The organism is Planosporangium mesophilum, assembly GCF_016863255.1.
GTDB classification, from domain to species: domain Bacteria; phylum Actinomycetota; class Actinomycetes; order Mycobacteriales; family Micromonosporaceae; genus Planosporangium; species Planosporangium mesophilum.
Map to the genome: position 1 here is coordinate 66,596 of NZ_BOON01000002.1, position 18,204 is coordinate 84,799.

Here is an 18,204-nt window from a genome sequence, read left to right on the forward strand (position 1 = left end):
CCTCACTCCGAGGCCGGCAGCGGCGAACCCGCGCCGACCTCACTCGTGCACTAGAAGCCTGATCATGTCAGTGACTTCATCGTGTGCTCATGTTGGTCGTCCTACCTTGCTGGTCCGGGTGGGGCGGGACGCCTCCACCATCGGTGGTTCCGAGCGGATCGGGGTGTCCGCCGACTGCCTCAGCAAGCGGCCCGGTGTCGATGACACCGGAGACACGAAGCGCGCGCCCGAAGGCGCGGCGACGTTCCGCCAGCGCGAGACACGCCGGGTCAGGATGCACATGTGCGCCCCGGCCCGGCCGCCTGCGTGCCGGATCGGGCGCAAGGCTGAACTGGTCAGCACCGTGCTCGATCGCAACTACCCGCAGTAACTCGGAGGCTGGCACGCGCTTCCGGCAACCCACACAGGTGCGCACCGGCCGAGGAAACTCGGCCGCCGCCGGAAGTGCGCGACGTACCACTTAACAAGTCTACCCTGTGCGCTATTCCGATGGTCAGCCCGCCTCACCGGCTCGCTCGGACACCGTCTGCGGCACCGAAGTTTCGGTGTCCGGCCTGATGTCGATCCGCCAGCCGGTCAGCCTGGCCGCCAGCCGGGCGTTCTGCCCCTCCCTGCCGATCGCGAGCGAGAGCTGGAAGTCCGGCACGGTCACTCTAGCCGCCCGGTTGACCGGGTCGACGACCTCCACCCGCAGCGCCTTGGCCGGGGAGAGCGCGTTACCGACGAAGGTGGCGGGATCCTCCGACCAGTCGATGATGTCGATCTTCTCACCGTGCAGTTCGCTCATCACCGCCCGGACCCGGCTTCCCATCGGCCCGATGCAGGCGCCCTTGGCGTTGACGCCCGGCACCGCCGCGCGTACCGCGATCTTGGTCCGGTGCCCGGACTCCCGAGCGATGGCCGCGATCTCCACGGTGCCGTCGGCGATCTCCGGCACCTCCAGCGCGAACATCTTCTTGACCAGGGCCGGGTGCGAGCGCGACAGGGTGATCTGCGGCCCGCGGAAGCCCTTGGCGACGTGTACGACCACGCACCGGATCCGCTGTCCGTGCTCGTACACCTCCCCCGGCACCTGCTCGGCGGGGGGCAGGTTCGCCTCCAGCTTGCCCAGGTCGACGGTCACGATGCCCTTTTCCGCGAGCGACTGGTGCGCCTGGATCACGCCGGTGACCAGGTCGCCGTCGCGGCCCGCGTACTCACCGAAGTGCGCCTCGTCGGTGGCCTCCCGCAGGCGCTGCAGGATGACCTGCTTGGCTGTCATCGCGGCGATCCGGCCGAAGTCGTGCGGGGTGTCGTCGTACTCCTTGACCAGGGTCCCGTCCGGATCGGTCTCCTGCGCGTACACGGTCGCGGCGCCCGTCTTGCGGTCGATCTCCACCCGCGCGTGCGGGTTGGACCCGTCGGTGTGGCGGTACGCGGTCAGTAGCGCGGTCTCGATCGCGGCGAGGATCGTGTCGAACGGAATCTCCCGCTCGCGCTCCAGGGCGCGGAGAGCCGCGAGGTCGATGTTCACTCCTCGTCGCCTTCTTCCTCGTCTTCGATCTCACCGAGCTCCTCGTCGGTCAGCTCGGTGAGCCGGTTGAACTCGATCTGCACCCGGCCGGGGCCCAGGTCCGAGTAGGCCAGTCGGCGTGGCTGACCCTCCACGTCAAGCTCTACCCCGGTCTCGTCGGCGGACGTGACCCGGCCCACCACGGAACGGTCCTCGACGGTCACCTTCACCAGGCGTCCGACGTTGCGCCGCCAGTGCCGCGGCAGCGTCAACGGCCGGTCGGTGCCGGGCGAGCTGACCTCCAACTCGTACTCGCCGGCGACCAGTTCGCCGCCGGACTCCTCGGCCTCGTCCAGGGCCGTCGAGATGTCACGGGAGAGGATGGCTACCCGGTCGAGGTTGACACCCTCATCACTGTCGACCAGCACCCGGAGCTGGTAGCGACGGCCCACCCTCTTGAGCGACAGCGCCTCCAGGTCGTAGCCTGCCGCTGTCACGATCGGCTCCACGACCGCCTCCACCCTGCTGCGCGCAGCGGCGAGATCCTGGGTCGCCGCCGGCGGCCGCGGCGGTCGAGCCCCGGCCCGCTCGCCGGCATGGCGGCGCCGCTGCTGTGGCATGTGCCCCGCACCTCCCGCGGTCATCGGCCCGGACGTCTTCAGACAGCTGAGCCTCCACCCGCGTCATCCACGCGGGTGGTCCGAGGCCTGAGCGTAACGCGTGCCCGTGCGGCGCGTACTGCTGCCGCTCCGATAGGGGACTTTGGGAACACCGAAGTGGGACTCAACCGTCCGACTTGAACCGATGGTGTTGACTGTGCCCGTGCGGATGGGCGGGGATCGCGGCGGGCACAGTCGCCGGACGGTGTTGGGCGCGGTGCTGGCAGTCGTCGGCGCCGTCCCCCTTGCCGGCTGCGACAGCCTGCGGCAGGCGCCGCGCGAGCGGCCGGCCCCCGACCCGCTGAACCCGTTCTACCTCGACACCCTGGCCCTGGCCCGCCGCTACGACGCCACGATCACCGCGGTGCCGGGCCTGGCCGAACGGCTCGGACCGCTGCGCGACGCCCACCACGCCCACGCGCAGGCGCTGGTCCGGGAGATGGGTCCGGGCCTGAACCAGCCGTCGGCCACTCCTTCGGAAACCGCTCCCGCCGACCAGACGGCCGCGCTCGCCGCCCTGCTGGCCGCCGAGAAGGAGGCCTCGGCGGCGGCCCGGGAGACCTGCCTCACCGCCCCGTCGTACCGGGCCGCGCTGCTGGGCTCCATCGCCGCGGCCCGGGCCAGCCATGTGGAGGCCCTGTCATGAGCACGACCTCCGGGCTGACGGACGCCCTGCGGGCCGAGCACGCGGCGATCTTCGCGTACGGGACGCTCGGCGCCCGGCTCGACGGCGCGACGGTAGCGGTGGCCGAGGTGGCCGAGGCGGCCCACCGGGCCCGGCGGGACGCGCTGATCCTGCGCCTGAACGCGCTCCAGGCATCGGCGCCACCGGCCGAGCCCGCGTACGCGCTGCCGGCACCGGTCGCGGACCGGGCCGCCGCGCTGCAGCTCATGATCACGGTCGAGGAGCGGTGCGCGGCGATCTGGCGGCAGGCACTGCCGACGGTCACCGGGGACGACCGCCGGCTGGCCGTGGACGCTCTGGTCGACTGCGCGGTACGGGCGACGAAGGCCCGTACCCTCGCCGGCGTGAAGCCGGCGACCGTGCCGTTCCCCGGCCGGTAGCACCCGACCCCGGGATCTCCCTGCACGTCGAACCCGGGGTGAGGTCGCCGTCGCGGGCGGGGGTGGTCTGACGTCCGCGCGGTGACCGGGGCCGGTGGTCCCGGCCACCGCGCCTCGGTCACCACGGGGCGTCCTCAGCCGATGCCGGCGCCGACCGCCTTGCCGATGCCGAATGTGACCACCGCCGCCGCGATTCCCAGGACGAGCTGACGCAGGCCGCTGTTCCACCAGGTGCGGTGGGTGAACCGGGCGGTCAGCGCACCGGCGACGAAGAGTCCGATACCGCCGGCCAGCAGCGCCAGCCACAGGGCAGTCGCCCCGAGCAGGTACGGCAGCAGCGGCACCAGCGCACCCACGGAGAAGCACACGAACGACGAGGCCGCCGCGACCCAGGGGCTGGGCGTCTCGTGCGGATCGATGCCCAGCTCCTCCTGCGCGTGTACCCGTACCGCCTGGTCGATGTCGCGCCCGACGGTGGTCGCCACCTCGTGGGCCAGCTCCGGCGGCAGGCCACGCTTGATCCACATCTCGGCCAGTTCCCGGGCCTCGGCGGCGGGGTTGCGCTCCAGTTCGCGGCGCTCCTTGGCCACCTCGTGCTCGACCTGCTCGTTCTGGGTCTGCACGCTGGTGTACTCGCCCAGGCCCATCGAGATCGCACCGGCGACCAGGCCGGCGACGCCGGTGAGCACGATGCTGCGCGGGCTGACCCCGCCGCCGCCGACACCGGCGATCAGCGCGATGTTGGTGACCAGGCCGTCCATGGCGCCGAAGACCGCCGGGCGCAGCCAGCCGCCGGAGACGTCGGCGTGGTGGTGCTCGTCGTGCGCCGCCGGCTTGGCGTCTGAGTCAATCGCTAAGTCAGCCGCGCCGAGCGGGCGCGGCGCGGTCCCGGGAACCGCGCCGGGAGCGATGCTCACTCTCTCCGCCGGTTCGCCACCGATGTCTGTCACGTACCTGCTCCTACGGAAGCGTCAGGATCTCGCTGCCATCCTCGGTCACGACCAGCGTGTGCTCGAACTGGGCGGTCCACTTGCGGTCCCTGGTCACGATGGTCCAGCCGTCGCGCCACATCTCGTACTCGTGCGTACCGAGGGTGATCATCGGCTCGATGGTAAAGGTCATCCCGGGCTGCATGATGGTGGTCAGCGACGGATTGTCGTAATGGGGCACATAAAGACCCGAATGGAAGGACTCGCCGATCCCGTGGCCGGTGAAGTCCCGCACCACGCCGTAGCCGAAACGCTTGGCGTACGCCTCGATGACGCGGCCGATCACGTTGATCGGCCGGCCGGGAGCGACGGCCTTGATCCCGCGCATCATCGCCTCGTGGGTGCGCTCGACCAGCAGTCGCACCTCCTCGGAGACGTTTCCGACGCAGAACGTCGCGTCGGTGTCACCGTGGACCCCGTTGATGAACGCGGTCACGTCGACGTTGATGATGTCGCCGTCCTCGATCACCGTCGTGTCCGGGATGCCGTGGCAGATGACCTCGTTGAGCGAGGTGCAGCACGACTTCGGGAAACCCTTGTACCCGAGCGTCGAGGGGTACGCGCCGTGATCGCAGAGGAACTCGTGGACGACCCGGTCGATCTCGTCCGTGGTGACCCCGGGCTTGCAGTGCTCACCGGCGAGCTGGGTCGCCTGGGCCGCGAGACGGCTGGCGATCCGCATCTTCTCGATCGTCTCCGGAGTCTGGACGTCGGATCCCCGATGCGGCTTCGGGGCCTTGCGTCCCACGTACTCGGGGCGCGCGATGTTCGACGGCACCTGGCGCCAAGGGGACAACTTACCGGGAGTCAGTGGGGCACGGACGGTCATGCACCCAGACTATCTGCCGGCCGGCCCATCGACCCGCACCATCGCCTCGGGGCCGCCGCCCACCGCGGCTTCCCGGCGGGCGGCGGCCGCGGCTTCCCGGCGGGCGGCGGCCGCGGCCACCAGGGCCGCGAAGAGCCGGAGATCCCCGGTCTCCTCCGGATGCCACTGCACCCCGACCACGAACGTCCGGTCCGGGTCCTCGACCGTCTCGATCAACGCGTCCTCCGGGCACCACCCGGTCGGCCGCAGCCGCCCCGCGTCCTGGACGCCCTGGTGGTGGAAGGAGTTGACCTCCGCCGACTCCCCCAGGATCCGGTGGCAGACGCTGCCCGGCGACAGCCGTACCGGGTGCTCGCCGTACGTGGGGCCGCTGACCGGCCGGTGGTTGTCGTGGCCGAGCACCTCGGGCAGGTGCTGGTGCAGCCGGCCGCCGGACACGACGGTCAGCAACTGCATCCCCCGACAGATGCCCAGCAGCGGCAGGTCGGCCTCGATCGCCGCGCGCATCAGCAGTACCTCGGCGGCGTCCCGCTCGGGCTTGACGTAGCTCGTCGGGTGGGGCTGCTCCCCGTACAGCGTCGGATCGACATCGGAGCCGCCGGTGAAGATGACCGCGTCGAGGCCGTCGAGCGCGTCGACATCGGGGGCGTCGGGGGTGATCAGCACCGCCCGGCCGCCGCTGGCGTGGACGGCACGCACGTACGACAGCGGTAGGACCGCGGCTACCGTGTCGTTGCGCCCGAACCGGGCCTGCTCCGCGTACGTCGTGAGACCGATCACAGGGCGTCGCGCCACGGTTCCCACCTTCTACAGCGGCGTGACGTAAGCGCCGGTGATGCCGCCGTCCACCACGAAGCTGGACGCGGTCATGAACGACGAGTCGTCGCTGGCCAGGAACGCGACCGCGGCCGCGATCTCCGACGGCTCGGCGAACCGCCCCATCGGTATGTGTACCAGCCGGCGGGCCGCCCGCTCCGGGTCGGAGGCGAACAGCTCCTGGAGCAGCGGCGTGGAGACCGGGCCGGGGCAGAGCGCGTTGACCCGGATCCCCTCCCGGGCGAACTGCACCCCCAGCTCGCGCGTCATCGCCAGCACCCCGCCCTTGCTCGCCGTGTACGCGATCTGGGAGGTCGCCGCGCCCATCAGCGCGACGAAGCTGGCGGTGTTGATGATCGAACCCTTGCCCTGCCGCTGCATGTGCGGGATGACGTACCTGCAGCACAGGTACACGCTGGTGAGGTTGACGCGGTGGACCCGTTCCCAGGCGTCCAGCGCGGTGGTCAGGATCGAGTCGTCGTCGGGCGGCGAGATGCCGGCGTTGTTGAACGCGATGTCCACCCGGCCGTGGCGGTCGACCACGCCGTCGAAGAGTTCGGCCACGGACTCCTCGATCGACACGTCGCACGGTACGAACTCGCCGCCCACCTCCTTGGCGACCGCCTCGCCCGCGTCGGCGTCGATGTCGACCACGATGACCTTCGCCCCCTCGGCGGCCAGCCGCTGGGCCGTGGCGAGCCCGATACCGCTGCCGCCGCCGGTGACCACGGCCACCCGATCCCGTAACCGATCCACTCTGCTCTCCCCTTCTCCTCATGGTCGTGACGGGTTTTCCGTGCCGGGACACGGAGAACCCGTCAGGATCATGAATCGTTCGACAAAAAGACGTTCTTGACGTCGGTGAAGGCGCTCAGGGCGTCGGGGCCGAGTTCGCGGCCGAGGCCGGACTGCTTCATCCCGCCGAACGGCGTCCAGTAGCGCACCGACGAGTGCGAGTTGACGCTGAGGTTGCCCGCCTCCACCGCGCGTGCCATCCGGATCGCCCGGCCGACGTCGCGCGTCCAGATCGAGCCGGACAGGCCGTACTCGGTGTCGTTGGCCAGCGCGACCGCCTCGGACTCCGATGAGAACGGCAGCACCGACACGACCGGCCCGAAGATCTCCTCCCGCCAGTGCGGCTCCTCGGCGTCCCGGGCCAGCAGGACCGTCGGCGGGTACCAGTAGCCCGCGCCGTTCGGGCACGAGCCCCGGAACGCCACCTCGGCACCGTCCACATAAGAGGTGACAACCTCCCGCTGCCGGGCCGAGATCAGCGGACCCATCTGCGCCGAGTCGTCGGCCGGGTCGGTCACCCGGAACGCCTTGACGGCCGGCTCCAGCAGTTCCAGGAACCGGTCGTACACGCTCGCCTCGACCAGGATGCGCGACCGCGCGCAGCAGTCCTGCCCGGCGTTGTCGAAGACGCCCCCGGGTGCGGCCGCCGCCGCGCTCTCAAGGTCCGCGTCGGCGAAGACGACGTTGGCGCTCTTGCCGCCGAGCTCCAGGGTCACCCGCTTCACCTGGTCCGCACAGCCGGCCATGATCTGCTTGCCGACCTCGGTGGAGCCGGTGAAGCAGACCTTGCGGACCGCCGGATGGGTGACGAACCGCTGGCCGACGACCGAGCCCTTGCCGGGCAGGACCGTGAAGACGCCCTCCGGGATGCCGGCCTCCAACGCAAGCGTTGCCAGCCGCAGCGCGGTCAGCGGGGTCAGCTCGGCGGGCTTGAGCACGACCGTGTTGCCGGCGGCGAGGGCCGGGGCGAAGCCCCAGCCGGCGATCGGCATCGGGAAGTTCCACGGCACGATCACCCCGACCACGCCGAGCGGCTCGTGGAACGTGACGTCCAGACCACCGGGTACCGGGATCTGCCGGCCGGTCAGCCGTTCCGGCGCGCCGGCGTAGTAGTCGAGCACGTCGCGTACGTTGCCGGCCTCCCAGCGGGCGTTGCCGATGGTGTGGCCGGAGTTGCGTACCTCCAGGTCGGCGAGCTCGTCGAGGTGCGAGTCCACCAGCGACGCGAAGCGGCGCAGCAGCCGCGCCCGGTCGCCCGGCGCCACCGCCCGCCACGACGCGAACGCCCGCGCGGCGCGCTCGATCGCGGCGTCGGCCTCCTCCGCGGAGGTCGCCTCGACGGTCGCGACGACCTCCTCGGTCGCCGGGTTGATCACCTTCATCGCTACAGCCTTTCGAAGCCCCGGTACAGCTCCCAGTCGGTGACGGCGGCGTCGAACGCGGCCAGCTCGACCCGGGCGTTGTTGGCGTAGTGCCCGACCACCTCGTCACCGAACGCCTGCTTGGCGACCTCGCTCGCCTCCCACAGCTCGGCCGCGTCGCGCAGGGTTCGCGGTACCCGTGACGCGGTCGCGTCCTCGTACGCGTTGCCGGTGAACGCCTCCTCGAGCTCGAGCTCGTTGTCGATCCCGTGCAGTACCCCGGCGGCGATCGCGGCGATCGCCAGGTACGGGTTGACGTCACCGCCCGGTACCCGGTTCTCGAAGCGCAGCGCGTCCGCCGAATGCCCCACCACACGCAGCGCACAGGTCCGGTTGTCGTAGCCCCAGCGCACCGCGGTCGGTGCGAACGAGCCGGGCTGGAACCGCTTGTACGAGTTGACGTTCGGCGCGTACATGAGGGTGAACTCGCCCATAGTGGCGAGCACCCCGGCGAGTGCCCGCTTCATCAGCGTCGACATGTCGTGCCCGTCCCCCGACACCGGCTCGCCGTCCACCGAGCGCAGCGAGAAGTGAATGTGGCAGGAGTTGCCCTCGCGCTGGTTCGGCTTGGCCATGAAGGTCAGCGCCATGCCCTCCTGGGCGGCGATCTCCTTCGCCCCGTTCTTGTAGATGGCGTGGTTGTCGGCGCAGGCCAGCGCGTCGGCGTAGCGGAACGCGATCTCGTGCTGGCCGAGGTTGCACTCGCCCTTGGCGCTCTCCGGGGACAGCCCGGCGCCGGCCATCTCGCGGCGGATGCGGCGCAGCAGCGGCTCGACCCGCGCGGTGCCGAGCAGGGAGTAGTCGACGTTGTAGAGGTTGGCGGGGGTCAGGTCGCGGTACCCGTGCCGCCACGCGTCCTCGTACGAGTTGCGGTAGACCACGAACTCCAGTTCGGTGCCGGCGTACCCGACGAGCCCCTGCGCGCGCAGCCGCTCCAACTGGCGGCGCAGGATCTGCCGGGGCGAGGCGACGACCGGCGCGCCGTCGAACCAGGCGAGGTCTGCCAGGAGCAGGGCGGTCCCCGGCTGCCAGGGGGTACGCCGCAGCGTGGTCAGGTCGGGCACCATCGCGAAGTCGCCGTAGCCGGCCGCCCAGCTCGACATCGTGTACCCGTCGACGGTGTTCATGTCGACGTCGACGGCCAGGAGATAGTTGCAGCCTTCACTGCCGCCGCGCAGCACCTCGTCGAGGAAGTGCTGGGCGTGGAACCGCTTACCCTGCAGCCGGCCCTGCATGTCGGCGACCGCGAGCACGACCGTGTCGATCTCGCCCTCGGCGACGGCAACGCGTAGCTGCTCCAGTGTGAGCATCCGGGCCTCACCCCTATCAAAGGACTAATAGCGAACCATTAACCGAGCAGGCCGCGCAATAGCTCCGCGGTCGCGTCGCAGTGCTCCTCCATCGCGGTACGGGCGGCGACCGGGTCGCCGGACAGGATCGCGGAGACGATCCGGGTGTGCTGGTCGTCGGAGTGGTCCAGGTTGCGGCGCAGTACCGGGATCGCCGCGAGCAGCTGGTCGAGGCGTAGCTGCACGTCTGCGATCGCCTGCGCCAGCGACGGCGATCCGCCGGCCACGGCGATCGCCAGGTGCAGCCGGGAGTCGCCGGTACGGCGTACCGCGGGGTCCCGCTCCCGCGACGCGGTCAGGTAGGAGACCAGCCGGGACCGCTCGGCGGCCGACAGCGTCCGGCTCGCCGCCAACGCCGCCGCGCCCGGTTCGAGTACCCGCCGGAAGTCCAGCGCGTCGGGAAGCGTCTCCCCCATCTCGCGGGCCAGCGTGGCGGCGTCCGGGCGGTCGGCGGCCGGGCCGGGGTGCACCACGAACGTGCCCCCCGACCGGCCCCGGCGTGACTCCAGGTAGCCCGCCTCGCGCAGGGCGCCGATCGCCTGGCGCAGCGTCACCCGGCTCACCCGCAGCTTCTCGGCCAGCTCCCGCTCCGGCGGCAGCCGCTCCCCCGGCGCGACCAGGCCCAGCTTGATCGCCTGTGCCAGCCGGGCCACCGTGATCTCGAAGGCGTTGCCGCCGCGCACCGGCCGCCACATCGGTACCCCGGCTGCCTCGTGGCTGTCGGCCGGCATGGGCGCGCCCCTCCCGTCAGCTCTCCTCCGGTGAGGAGACCACGGTCTCCTCCGGCGAGTGGGCCACGCGCGGTGGCCCGGTGAACCACTTGCGGGCACTCACGATCCACCACAGCCAGGCGGCTCCGCCGACGACCCCGACGGCCACGATCGTGTAGTTGAAGTTGGACAGCTCGATCGGGCTCGCGGTCGGGAGCACGAACAGGACGCAGATGAACGCGACCCAGACGATCGCGGTCCACCCCACCGGCCCGCTCCAGCGGCCCAGGTTCCAGGGGCCGGGCCGGAAGTCGGGGTTGCGCAGCCGCAGGTAGACCGGGACGACGTAGGCGATGTACAGCCCGATCACCGCGATCGACGTGACGGCCAGGTAGGCGGTCGTGTTCACCAGGGACGGCAGCACCAGCACCGTGGAGCACACCACGCAGAGCCAGATCGAGTTGGTGGGGGTACCGGTGCGGGGGTTGACCTTCTTCCACAGCCGGGAGCCGGGCAGTGCGCCGTCGCGGGCGAACGCGTACGACATCCGGGAGTTGGCCGTCACCGACGCCATACCGCAGAAGAGTTGCGCCACCACGCAGATGAACAGCAGGAACTTGCCGAGGCCGGAGCCGGCGGCGTCGATGAAGATCTGGGCCGGCGGCAGCCCGAGATCGGTCGCGGCCTCGGCGTCGTAGTCCTGGATGGACCACGTGATCGCGAACAGCAGGAAGAACCCGGCGATCACCGACACGACCACCGACAGCACGATGCCGCGCGGCGCGTTGCGGGCCGCGTCGTGGGTCTCCTCCGCCACGTGCGCGCTGGCGTCGTAGCCGGTGTACGTGTACTGCGCCATCAGCAGCCCGATCAGGACCGCGTACACCGCCGCCCCGGCGAAGCCGAACCCGGTGGCGTTGCGGACCTCGAAGAACACCTCGGAGATCGGCTTGTGCTGGTCGGGCACGATCGCGAGCACCGCCACGATGACGGCGACGCCGACCAGGTGCCACCAGGCGCTCACGTCGGACAGGATCTTGACCAGGTTGACGCCGAACGTGTTCAGCAGCCCGTGCACGACGATGATCACGACGAACGCGCTGAACACGCTCCACTTGGTGACCTCGACGCCGGTGGTCAGGCTCAGGAACGCCATGGTCGTGGTGGCGGCACCGAAGTCGATGGCGGCGGTCACGGCGACCTCGCCGAGGAAGTTGAACCAGCCGACGAACCAGGCCCAGGCCGCCCGGTTGCGCCGGGCCAGGGCAGCCGCCCACCAGTACAGCGCGCCGGCGGTCGGGTAGGCCGAGCAGACCTCGGCCATGGCCAGCGCGACCAGGGTGACCATGCCGCCGACGAAGAGCCAGCCGAGGGTGATCGAGACCGGACCACCGGCGTTCATGGCGATGCCGTACGACGTGATCGCGCCGGCGAGGATCGAAATGATGGAGAACGAGACGGCGAAGTTGGAGAAGGTGGACAGCCGGCGCCGCAGTTCCTGCTTGTAGCCCAGTTGGGCGAGCAGGGCCTCGTCGGCGTCGTCGGGGGCCGGCGCGACGACCGGCTCGGGCGTGGTGGCGCTCATCGGTGTCTCCTCGTCGAGGTGAAGACAGTGGCGCGCGTCACTGTGCGCCCGATGATTCGCCGGTGCCGATGCGGTGTCAATGGATCTCAGCCGGAAAGTGGATCCGGATCAGACCTTTACGGGTACGACCTCAGAACAGAACGGTGGCGAAGGTGCCCACCCGCCGGAAGCCGCAGCGGTCGTAGACCCGGCGGGCGGTGGAGTTGAAGTCGTTCACGTAGAGGCTCACGGACGGCGCCACCCGGCGCAGCGCGTCGCGGACGACCGCCGCCATGCCGGCCGTGGCCAGGCCCTGTCCGCGGTACTCCGGGGCCGTCCACACGCCCTGTACCTGCGCGGTGTGCCGGGTTATCACCGCCAGCTCCGCCTTGAACGCCACCCGGCCGTCGATGAACCGGGCGTACGCCCGACCGCCGCAGACGAGGTCGCGCACCCGGTCGCGGTACCCGGTGTCGCCGTCGACGACCGGCGAGACGCCCACCTCCTCGGTGTACATCGCCACCGAGGCCGGGAAGAGCAGATCGACCTCGCTCGCCTGTACCAGCCGTACCTGCGGGTCGGCGGCGACCGCCGGTTCGGTGTCCGCTGCGAGCAGCGGCTGGCAGTCGCGTACGTCCCTCGCGTCGCCCCACTCCGGGCGCAGCCGGTCCCACAGCCGCATGACCGCGTCAGCATCGCCCACAATGGACGAGCAGGTACGGACCTCCGACGCGATCAGGTCGGCGAAGGCCGCGGTCGCGGCGGGGCCGGCGCGTACCGGGATGAGGTTTGCGCCCAGCCAGCACAGCGCCTCCAGTTGCCGCCGGGTGCCGTAGCCGAACACGCGCGCCTCCTGCCGACGCCGGGACAGTCCGCCCGCCTCGACCCGCTCGGCCACCTGGGCACCGGCATAGGGCTCCAGGTCGAGCAGCCGTTCGACAGTGGCACGGTCGATGTCTGCGAGCAGCCGGACCGGCACCGTGAGCATGTGTCCAGGGTGCCAGATCGGTTCGCCGGGCAGGAGACCACCGGCGGGATTTCGGGTAGGGCCCTGTCTAGGCGAAGGGAGCGGGACATGGGACCGCGGGAACCCGGATACTCGGCTCACCACCCGCAGGAACGGCTGTTCGCGTTCGGGCCGCCTTGGCGGCCGCCGCTCGAACAGGGTCAGCGGGGCCGGCACCGGGGTGGGCGGCGGCGGGCCAACGTACGGGAAGCGATCCTGACGCTGCTGACCGAGCGGCCGATGCACGGGTACGAGATGATCCAGGAGATCGAGCGGCGCAGCCGCGGCACCTGGCGCCCGAGCCCCGGCTCGGTCTACCCGACGCTGCAACTGCTCGAGGACGAGGGGCTGATCGTCGCCGGGGCCACCGAGGGCGGGCGCAAGCGCTACGACCTCACCGAGTTCGGCCGGGCGGCGCAGTCCGGCGACGAGGCGGCGCGGGCACCGTGGGAACGGTTCAGCGAGGAGTACGGCGAGTCCGTCCTCAACTCCAGGGCCGCGATCAACGGCATCGTGCAGGCCATGGGCGAGGTCGTGCGGGTCGGCACCGACGGGCAGCGGGAACAGGCCAACGAGGTACTCGAACAGGCCCGGCGCCGGCTGTACGGCATCCTCGCCGACCGCGGCTGATGCGATGTTCGGCGGCGCTTCACCTGGGCGTCCCCTTACCGCCACCGGCGACGGGTGGGCTGACCGGCATGAGCAAACGGATCATCACGACAGCGTTCGGACTGTTGGCGCTGGCCGCTTCGGTGGTCGGCGTGGGTACCGGCGTCTCGCAGGCCCGCGCGGCCGACCAACGCGCGTCGAGCTACGAGATCGGGCTCCTCGGCGACATGCCGTACGGGGACACCGGTCGGTCGCAGTTCCCGGCCGTCATCGCCGACATCAACCGGCACCGGCTGGCGTTCAGCGCCTTCGACGGCGACCTCAAGAACGGCAAGGAGCGCTGCGACCAGTACCAGTACGACAACGCGGCCCGCGACTACGCCTCGTTCCGCGACCCGCTGGTGTACGTGCCGGGCGACAACGAGTGGACGGACTGCGACCGGCCCAGCAACGGCAGCTACAACCCGAGCGAGCGACTGGCGCTGGTACGGAAGATGTTCGCCGCCACGCCCACGTCGCTCGGCCAGCGGAAGATCCCCTTGCAGCGGCAGTCGCCCGACTTCCCGGAGAACGTCCGGTGGGCGGTCGGCGGCGTGACGTACGTCGGGGTCAACGTGACCGGCAGCGACAACAACGCGCCGCAGTTCGACGCGGCCGGCAAGCAGATCGACGGTGACGCGGCGGAGTACACGGGCCGCAACGCCGCGAACCTCGCATGGCTGTCCGAGTCGTTCGCCCAGGCCAAGGCGGCCCACTCGGCGGCGGTCATGATCGTGATGCAGGCCAACATGTGGGCGGCCGACGACCCGACCGTGCACTTCGCCGACACCAGGCGGGAGCTGGCCCGACAGGCGATCGACTTCCCCGGCCAGGTCGTGATCGTCAACGGGGACAGCCACTTCCTGAACATCGACAAGCCGTTGACGGACGCGGCCGGCGCGACGATCCAGAACGTCACGCGGGTACAGACGTTCGGCAGCGATCAGAACCACTGGGTGAGTGCGACGGTCGACCCGCGTGACCCGAGCGTCTTCACGTTCCACCAGCACGTGATCGCGGCCAACGTGCCCACCTACGTGAAGCCCTGAGGCCCCCGTCCCCCGGCGCTCGGGGCATGCGCTACATCACGGCCACACCGCTCGTGGCGTAGCCACACCACCAGCGACGTAGCGAAAAAAGCGAGGTGCCCCCTCCCATCAGGCGTGGAGGGGGCACCGTCGCGGAATCACAGCGCCGCGGTCAAACGTGCCGTCGCGGGTCAGCTCAGTGCACGGTCACCTGCGGGGCGAGGCCGCGCAACTCCTCGGGCAGCTCGGCGCCCATCTCCTCGGCCAGCCGCAGCGCCTCCTCGATGAGGGTCTCCACGATCTGGCCCTCCGGCACGGTCTTGATGACCTGGCCCTTGACGAAGATCTGGCCCTTGCCGTTGCCGGACGCCACGCCGAGGTCGGCCTCCCGGGCCTCACCGGGGCCGTTGACGACGCACCCCATGACGGCGACCCGCAGCGGCACCGGCAGCCCTTCGAGGCCGGCGGTGACCTCCTCAGCGAGGGAGTACACGTCGACCTGCGCCCGGCCGCACGACGGGCAGGAGACGATCTCCAAGCCGCGCTCCTTGAGCCCGAGCGACTCCAGGATCTGGTTGCCGACCTTGACCTCCTCGACCGGAGGCGCGGACAGCGAGACCCGGATGGTGTCGCCGATCCCCTCGGCCAGCAGCGCGCCGAACGCGACCGCCGACTTGATGGTGCCCTGGAAGGCCGGGCCGGCCTCGGTCACCCCGAGGTGGAGCGGGTAGTCGCACTGCTCGGCCAGCTGCCGGTACGCCTTGATCATGACCACCGGGTCGTTGTGCTTGACCGAGATCTTGATGTCGCGGAAGCCGTGCTCCTCGAAGAGCGAGCACTCCCACAGCGCGCTCTCGACGAGCGCCTCCGGGGTCGCCTTGCCGTACTTGGCCAGCAGTCGCTTGTCCAGCGAACCGGCGTTGACGCCGATGCGGATCGGCACGCCGGCGTCGGACGCGGCCTTCGCGATCTCCTTCACCTTGTCGTCGAACTGCCGGATGTTGCCCGGGTTGACCCGGACCGCGGCGCAGCCGGCGTCGATCGCGGCGAAGACGTACTTCGGCTGGAAGTGGATGTCGGCGATGACCGGGATCTTCGACTTCTTCGCGATCGCGGGCAGCGCCTCGACGTCGTCCTGACTCGGCACCGCCACCCGTACGATCTGGCAGCCCGACGCGGTCAGTTCGGCGATCTGCTGCAGCGTGGCGTTGACGTCGGCGGTCAGCGTCGTGGTCATCGACTGGACGCTGACCGGCGCACCGCCGCCGACCGGGACCGAGCCGACCATGATCTGCCGACTGTGCCGGCGCGGGGCGAGCGGCTGGGCAGGCGCCGAAGGAATACCGAGATTAATCGCGGTCACTGGGCTCTCACTTGGGAAGGGTGATGGGGTTGACGACGTCGGCCGTTGCGGTCAGGAGCACGAAGACGCCGAGGACCGAGATCACTGCCAAGGTTATCGGCGTCAGCTTCATGTAGTCGACGCGACCGGGGTCCGGGCGGCCCCGGCGCGCGGCGATCCAGGAACGCACCCGCTCGAACCAGGCGATGGCGATGTGGCCGCCGTCCATCGGCAGCAGCGGCATCAGGTTGAAGATGCCGAAGAAGAGGTTCAGGACGGCGAACAGGCTCAGCACGCTGGTCCAGTCGCCGATCGAGATCAACTGGCCGCCGATGTGGCTGGCGCCGACCACGCTGACGGGCGTGTTGGGGTCGCGCTCGGCACCGAAGATCGCCTTGACGAGGGCCGGGATCTTCTCCGGGATCTGCTTGAGCGAGGAGAACGTCAGGACGACGGTCCGGCCGATCTGCTTGCCGGTGAGCCCGATGCTCTCCACCGGACCGAACGTGACCAGCGGAGCCTTCGGCGAGATGCCGATCATGCCGGTGGGCTCCAGGTCCGCGGGCTTGATGCTGGTGACCGGGGTGTTCGGGTTGACGGTGGCCTTGGGCCGCTGGACGACCGGGATGAACACGGACCTGGTCTGCGTCTTGCCGTCGTGGGTGTACGTGAGCGTCACGTTCTGGTTCGCCAGCGCCTGCACGGTCGTGCGCATCTCGGCGAAGTTGGAGATCCGCTGGTCGTTGATCTTCGTGATCACGTCGCCGGTCCGCAGCCCGGCCTTGGACGCGGGACTGGCCGGGTCGCTGCCGGACTTGCACGCCACCGCCTGCTTGGTCGCGGGGTCGACCTTGAAATCACTGACGCAGGGCAGGACGGCGCCGACGGTCGCCGGAGCTGAATTGATCTTTGAATCGTCGGGCACCCCGACAAACGCGAAGAGCACCCACAGCGCGACGAACGCCAGGATGAAGTGGCTGATCGAGCCCGCGCTCATCACGATCGTGCGCTTCCACACCGGGAAGCGCCACATCGCCCGCTTCTCGTCGCCGGGCTCGACGTCGTCGTCCTGCGGCGTCATCCCGACGATCTTGACGAAGCCGCCCAGGGGAATCGCCTTCACCCCGTACTCGGTCTCGCCGCGGCGGAACGAAAACAACGTCGGCCCGAAGCCGACGAAGTACCGGGTGACCTTCATGCCGAAGGCCTTGGCCGTGCCCATATGGCCAGCCTCGTGCAGGCACACCGAGACCAGGATTCCGAGAGCGAAGACGACGATCCCGAATACCAGCGCCATCAGGCTCCTTCCACCGCCGCGATGATGTCGCGGGCACGAGAACGCGCCCACGACTCCGCCGCGAGCACGTCCTCGACGGTACCTGGTTCCGCCAAATCCGGAGAATCATCGAGAACCCGCGCGATCGTCTCCACGATCGCGAGGAACGGCAGCCGGTGCTCCACGAAGGCGGCCACGCACTCCTCGTTGGCCGCGTTGTAGATCGCCGGGCGGCACCGCCCGGCCCGGCCGGCGGCCTTCGCCAGCGCCACCGCCGGGAAGGCCTCGTCGTCCAGGGGCGACAGCTCCCAGGTGTGCGCCCGGGTCCAGTCCACGGCCGGCGTCGCCCCCGCGACCCGCTCCGGCCAGCCGAGGGCGAGCGCGATCGGCAGCCGCATGTCCGGCGGGCTGCACTGGGCCAGGGTCGACCCGTCGGTGAACTCGACCATCGAGTGGATCACCGACTGGGGGTGCACCATGACCTCGATCCGGTCGTACCCGACGTCGAACAGCTCATGCGCCTCGATCACCTCGAGCGCCTTGTTGACCATCGTCGCGCTGTTGATCGTCACGACCGGGCCCATGTTCCAGGTGGGGTGCGCCAGGGCCTGCTCGGGCACCACCCCGACCAGCTCCTCGCGCCGGCGCCCTCGGAACGGGCCGCCGCTGGCGGTCAGGACCAGCCGGGCCACCTCGTCGGCGCGGCCACCGCGCAGGCACTGGGCGAGGGCGGAGTGCTCGGAGTCGACCGGGACGATCTGCCCCGGTTCCGCCACTTTCCGCACCAGTGGGCCACCCGCGACCAGGGACTCCTTGTTCGCCAGCGCGAGGGTACGGCCGGCGCGCAGCGCGGCCAGGGTCGGCGCGAGGCCGAGCGAGCCGACGACGCCGTTGAGCACCACGTCACACGGCCACTCGGCGAGCTCGGTCATGGCGTCCGGCCCGCCGAGGATCTTGGGGATGCGGAAGTCGCCGGTCGCGTACCCCCGCCTGCTCGCCTCGGCGTAGAACGCCAGCTGCAGGTCCTGGACGGCGCTCGCCTTGGCCACCCCGACAACGTCGACGCCCAGCTCCAGCGCCTGCGCCGCGAGCGCGGCGACGTTACCGCCGCCGGCGCCGAGGCCCACCACCCGGAACCGGTCCGGGTTGCGCCGCACGATGTCGATGGCCTGGGTACCGATGGAGCCCGTCGAGCCGAGCAGCACGATGTCGCGA

19 protein-coding genes are annotated in these 18,204 nt (G+C 70.5%); 4 read left to right on the forward strand and 15 right to left on the reverse strand.

Features of this window, described 5'->3' with window-relative positions:
- Window positions 1-76 precede the first annotated feature (76 nt).
- The 3 genes from Pme01_RS01010 to rimP are packed head-to-tail and all read right to left on the reverse strand — an operon-like array spanning window position 77 to window position 2,112.
- A complete protein-coding gene (locus Pme01_RS01010) occupies window positions 77-460 on the reverse strand; it encodes a YlxR family protein (RefSeq protein WP_168113114.1) in 384 nt (127 codons plus the stop codon).
- Window positions 461-493: 33 nt separating this feature from the next.
- Window positions 494-1,513: a transcription termination factor NusA gene (gene nusA, locus Pme01_RS01015; protein ID WP_168113113.1), complete on the reverse strand. Its 1,020-nt coding sequence runs from the start codon at window positions 1,511-1,513 to the stop codon at window positions 494-496.
- Window positions 1,510-2,112, reverse strand: a complete 603-nt coding sequence (gene rimP, locus Pme01_RS01020; protein WP_203935370.1) for a ribosome maturation factor RimP — start codon at window positions 2,110-2,112, stop codon at window positions 1,510-1,512. The genes nusA and rimP overlap by 4 nt, the downstream gene beginning before the upstream one ends.
- A 256-nt stretch (window positions 2,113-2,368) precedes the next feature.
- Here rimP and Pme01_RS01025 point away from each other — a divergent pair, with 256 nt between their 5' ends.
- Both Pme01_RS01025 and Pme01_RS01030 read left to right on the forward strand, forming a co-directional pair.
- The gene (locus Pme01_RS01025; RefSeq protein WP_308441007.1) at window positions 2,369-2,797 is read left to right on the forward strand and encodes a hypothetical protein; all 429 of its coding nucleotides are present in this window, start codon (window positions 2,369-2,371) and stop codon (window positions 2,795-2,797) included.
- The gene (locus Pme01_RS01030; RefSeq protein ID WP_168113111.1) at window positions 2,794-3,216 is read left to right on the forward strand and encodes a ferritin-like domain-containing protein; all 423 of its coding nucleotides are present in this window, start codon (window positions 2,794-2,796) and stop codon (window positions 3,214-3,216) included. Before Pme01_RS01025 ends, Pme01_RS01030 begins: the two co-directional genes overlap by 4 nt.
- Before the next feature lie 134 nt (window positions 3,217-3,350).
- Here Pme01_RS01030 and Pme01_RS01035 read toward each other — a convergent pair whose 3' ends face one another.
- The 9 genes from Pme01_RS01035 to Pme01_RS01075 all read right to left on the reverse strand — a co-directional run bounded on the left by Pme01_RS01035 (window position 3,351) and on the right by Pme01_RS01075 (window position 12,677).
- Complete coding sequence (locus tag Pme01_RS01035) at window positions 3,351-4,067, reverse strand: VIT1/CCC1 transporter family protein (protein ID WP_275408483.1); 717 nt, start codon at window positions 4,065-4,067, stop codon at window positions 3,351-3,353.
- A 109-nt stretch (window positions 4,068-4,176) separates the two neighbouring features.
- Complete coding sequence (gene map, locus Pme01_RS01040) at window positions 4,177-5,034, reverse strand: type I methionyl aminopeptidase (protein WP_168113110.1); 858 nt, start codon at window positions 5,032-5,034, stop codon at window positions 4,177-4,179.
- Between the two features lie 9 nt (window positions 5,035-5,043).
- On the reverse strand, window positions 5,044-5,829 hold the full coding sequence (locus Pme01_RS01045; protein WP_239087948.1) for a gamma-glutamyl-gamma-aminobutyrate hydrolase family protein: 786 nt from the start codon (window positions 5,827-5,829) through the stop codon (window positions 5,044-5,046).
- Between the two features lie 12 nt (window positions 5,830-5,841).
- Window positions 5,842-6,606, reverse strand: coding sequence for a 3-oxoacyl-ACP reductase (locus Pme01_RS01050; protein WP_168113108.1), 765 nt, complete (start codon window positions 6,604-6,606; stop codon window positions 5,842-5,844).
- 68 nt (window positions 6,607-6,674) lie between these two features.
- A complete protein-coding gene (locus Pme01_RS01055; protein ID WP_168113107.1) occupies window positions 6,675-8,027 on the reverse strand; it encodes an aldehyde dehydrogenase family protein in 1,353 nt (450 codons plus the stop codon).
- A gap of 2 nt (window positions 8,028-8,029) precedes the next feature.
- The gene (locus Pme01_RS01060; protein WP_168113106.1) at window positions 8,030-9,376 is read right to left on the reverse strand and encodes a glutamine synthetase family protein; all 1,347 of its coding nucleotides are present in this window, start codon (window positions 9,374-9,376) and stop codon (window positions 8,030-8,032) included.
- A gap of 38 nt (window positions 9,377-9,414) precedes the next feature.
- On the reverse strand, window positions 9,415-10,146 hold the full coding sequence (locus Pme01_RS01065; RefSeq protein ID WP_168113105.1) for a FadR/GntR family transcriptional regulator: 732 nt from the start codon (window positions 10,144-10,146) through the stop codon (window positions 9,415-9,417).
- A gap of 16 nt (window positions 10,147-10,162) precedes the next feature.
- Window positions 10,163-11,710: an amino acid permease gene (locus Pme01_RS01070; RefSeq protein WP_168113104.1), complete on the reverse strand. Its 1,548-nt coding sequence runs from the start codon at window positions 11,708-11,710 to the stop codon at window positions 10,163-10,165.
- A 130-nt stretch (window positions 11,711-11,840) separates the two neighbouring features.
- On the reverse strand, window positions 11,841-12,677 hold the full coding sequence (locus Pme01_RS01075) for a GNAT family N-acetyltransferase (RefSeq protein ID WP_168113103.1): 837 nt from the start codon (window positions 12,675-12,677) through the stop codon (window positions 11,841-11,843).
- An 87-nt stretch (window positions 12,678-12,764) separates the two neighbouring features.
- Here Pme01_RS01075 and Pme01_RS01080 point away from each other — a divergent pair, with 87 nt between their 5' ends.
- Window positions 12,765-13,325, forward strand: coding sequence for a PadR family transcriptional regulator (locus Pme01_RS01080; protein WP_168113102.1), 561 nt, complete (start codon window positions 12,765-12,767; stop codon window positions 13,323-13,325).
- Between the two features lie 68 nt (window positions 13,326-13,393).
- Window positions 13,394-14,392: a hypothetical protein gene (locus tag Pme01_RS01085; protein ID WP_168113101.1), complete on the forward strand. Its 999-nt coding sequence runs from the start codon at window positions 13,394-13,396 to the stop codon at window positions 14,390-14,392.
- Window positions 14,393-14,567: 175 nt separating this feature from the next.
- Here Pme01_RS01085 and ispG read toward each other — a convergent pair whose 3' ends face one another.
- From ispG to dxr, 3 genes are read right to left on the reverse strand one after another with little or no spacing between them, the layout of a single operon-like run.
- Window positions 14,568-15,734, reverse strand: coding sequence for a flavodoxin-dependent (E)-4-hydroxy-3-methylbut-2-enyl-diphosphate synthase (gene ispG / locus Pme01_RS01090; RefSeq protein ID WP_168113100.1), 1,167 nt, complete (start codon window positions 15,732-15,734; stop codon window positions 14,568-14,570).
- A gap of 7 nt (window positions 15,735-15,741) precedes the next feature.
- Window positions 15,742-17,010, reverse strand: coding sequence for a M50 family metallopeptidase (locus tag Pme01_RS01095; protein WP_168113099.1), 1,269 nt, complete (start codon window positions 17,008-17,010; stop codon window positions 15,742-15,744).
- The gene (dxr, locus tag Pme01_RS01100) at window positions 17,010-18,194 is read right to left on the reverse strand and encodes a 1-deoxy-D-xylulose-5-phosphate reductoisomerase (RefSeq protein ID WP_239087961.1); all 1,185 of its coding nucleotides are present in this window, start codon (window positions 18,192-18,194) and stop codon (window positions 17,010-17,012) included. Before dxr ends, Pme01_RS01095 begins: the two co-directional genes overlap by 1 nt.
- Window positions 18,195-18,204: the final 10 nt, after the last annotated feature.

Coding starts and splice junctions, on each gene's coding strand:
- Pme01_RS01060 (WP_168113106.1), bottom strand. CDS start 9,376: ATGCTCACACTGGAGCAGCTACGCGTTGCCGTCGCCGAGGGCGAGATC.
- rimP (WP_203935370.1), bottom strand. CDS start 2,112: ATGCCACAGCAGCGGCGCCGCCATGCCGGCGAGCGGGCCGGGGCTCGA.
- Pme01_RS01070 (WP_168113104.1), bottom strand. CDS start 11,710: ATGAGCGCCACCACGCCCGAGCCGGTCGTCGCGCCGGCCCCCGACGAC.
- map (WP_168113110.1), bottom strand. CDS start 5,034: ATGACCGTCCGTGCCCCACTGACTCCCGGTAAGTTGTCCCCTTGGCGC.
- Pme01_RS01075 (WP_168113103.1), bottom strand. CDS start 12,677: ATGCTCACGGTGCCGGTCCGGCTGCTCGCAGACATCGACCGTGCCACT.
- Pme01_RS01055 (WP_168113107.1), bottom strand. CDS start 8,027: ATGAAGGTGATCAACCCGGCGACCGAGGAGGTCGTCGCGACCGTCGAG.
- Pme01_RS01030 (WP_168113111.1), top strand. CDS start 2,794: ATGAGCACGACCTCCGGGCTGACGGACGCCCTGCGGGCCGAGCACGCG.
- Pme01_RS01065 (WP_168113105.1), bottom strand. CDS start 10,146: ATGCCGGCCGACAGCCACGAGGCAGCCGGGGTACCGATGTGGCGGCCG.
- Pme01_RS01085 (WP_168113101.1), top strand. CDS start 13,394: ATGAGCAAACGGATCATCACGACAGCGTTCGGACTGTTGGCGCTGGCC.
- Pme01_RS01080 (WP_168113102.1), top strand. CDS start 12,765: ATGGGACCGCGGGAACCCGGATACTCGGCTCACCACCCGCAGGAACGG.
- Pme01_RS01095 (WP_168113099.1), bottom strand. CDS start 17,010: ATGGCGCTGGTATTCGGGATCGTCGTCTTCGCTCTCGGAATCCTGGTC.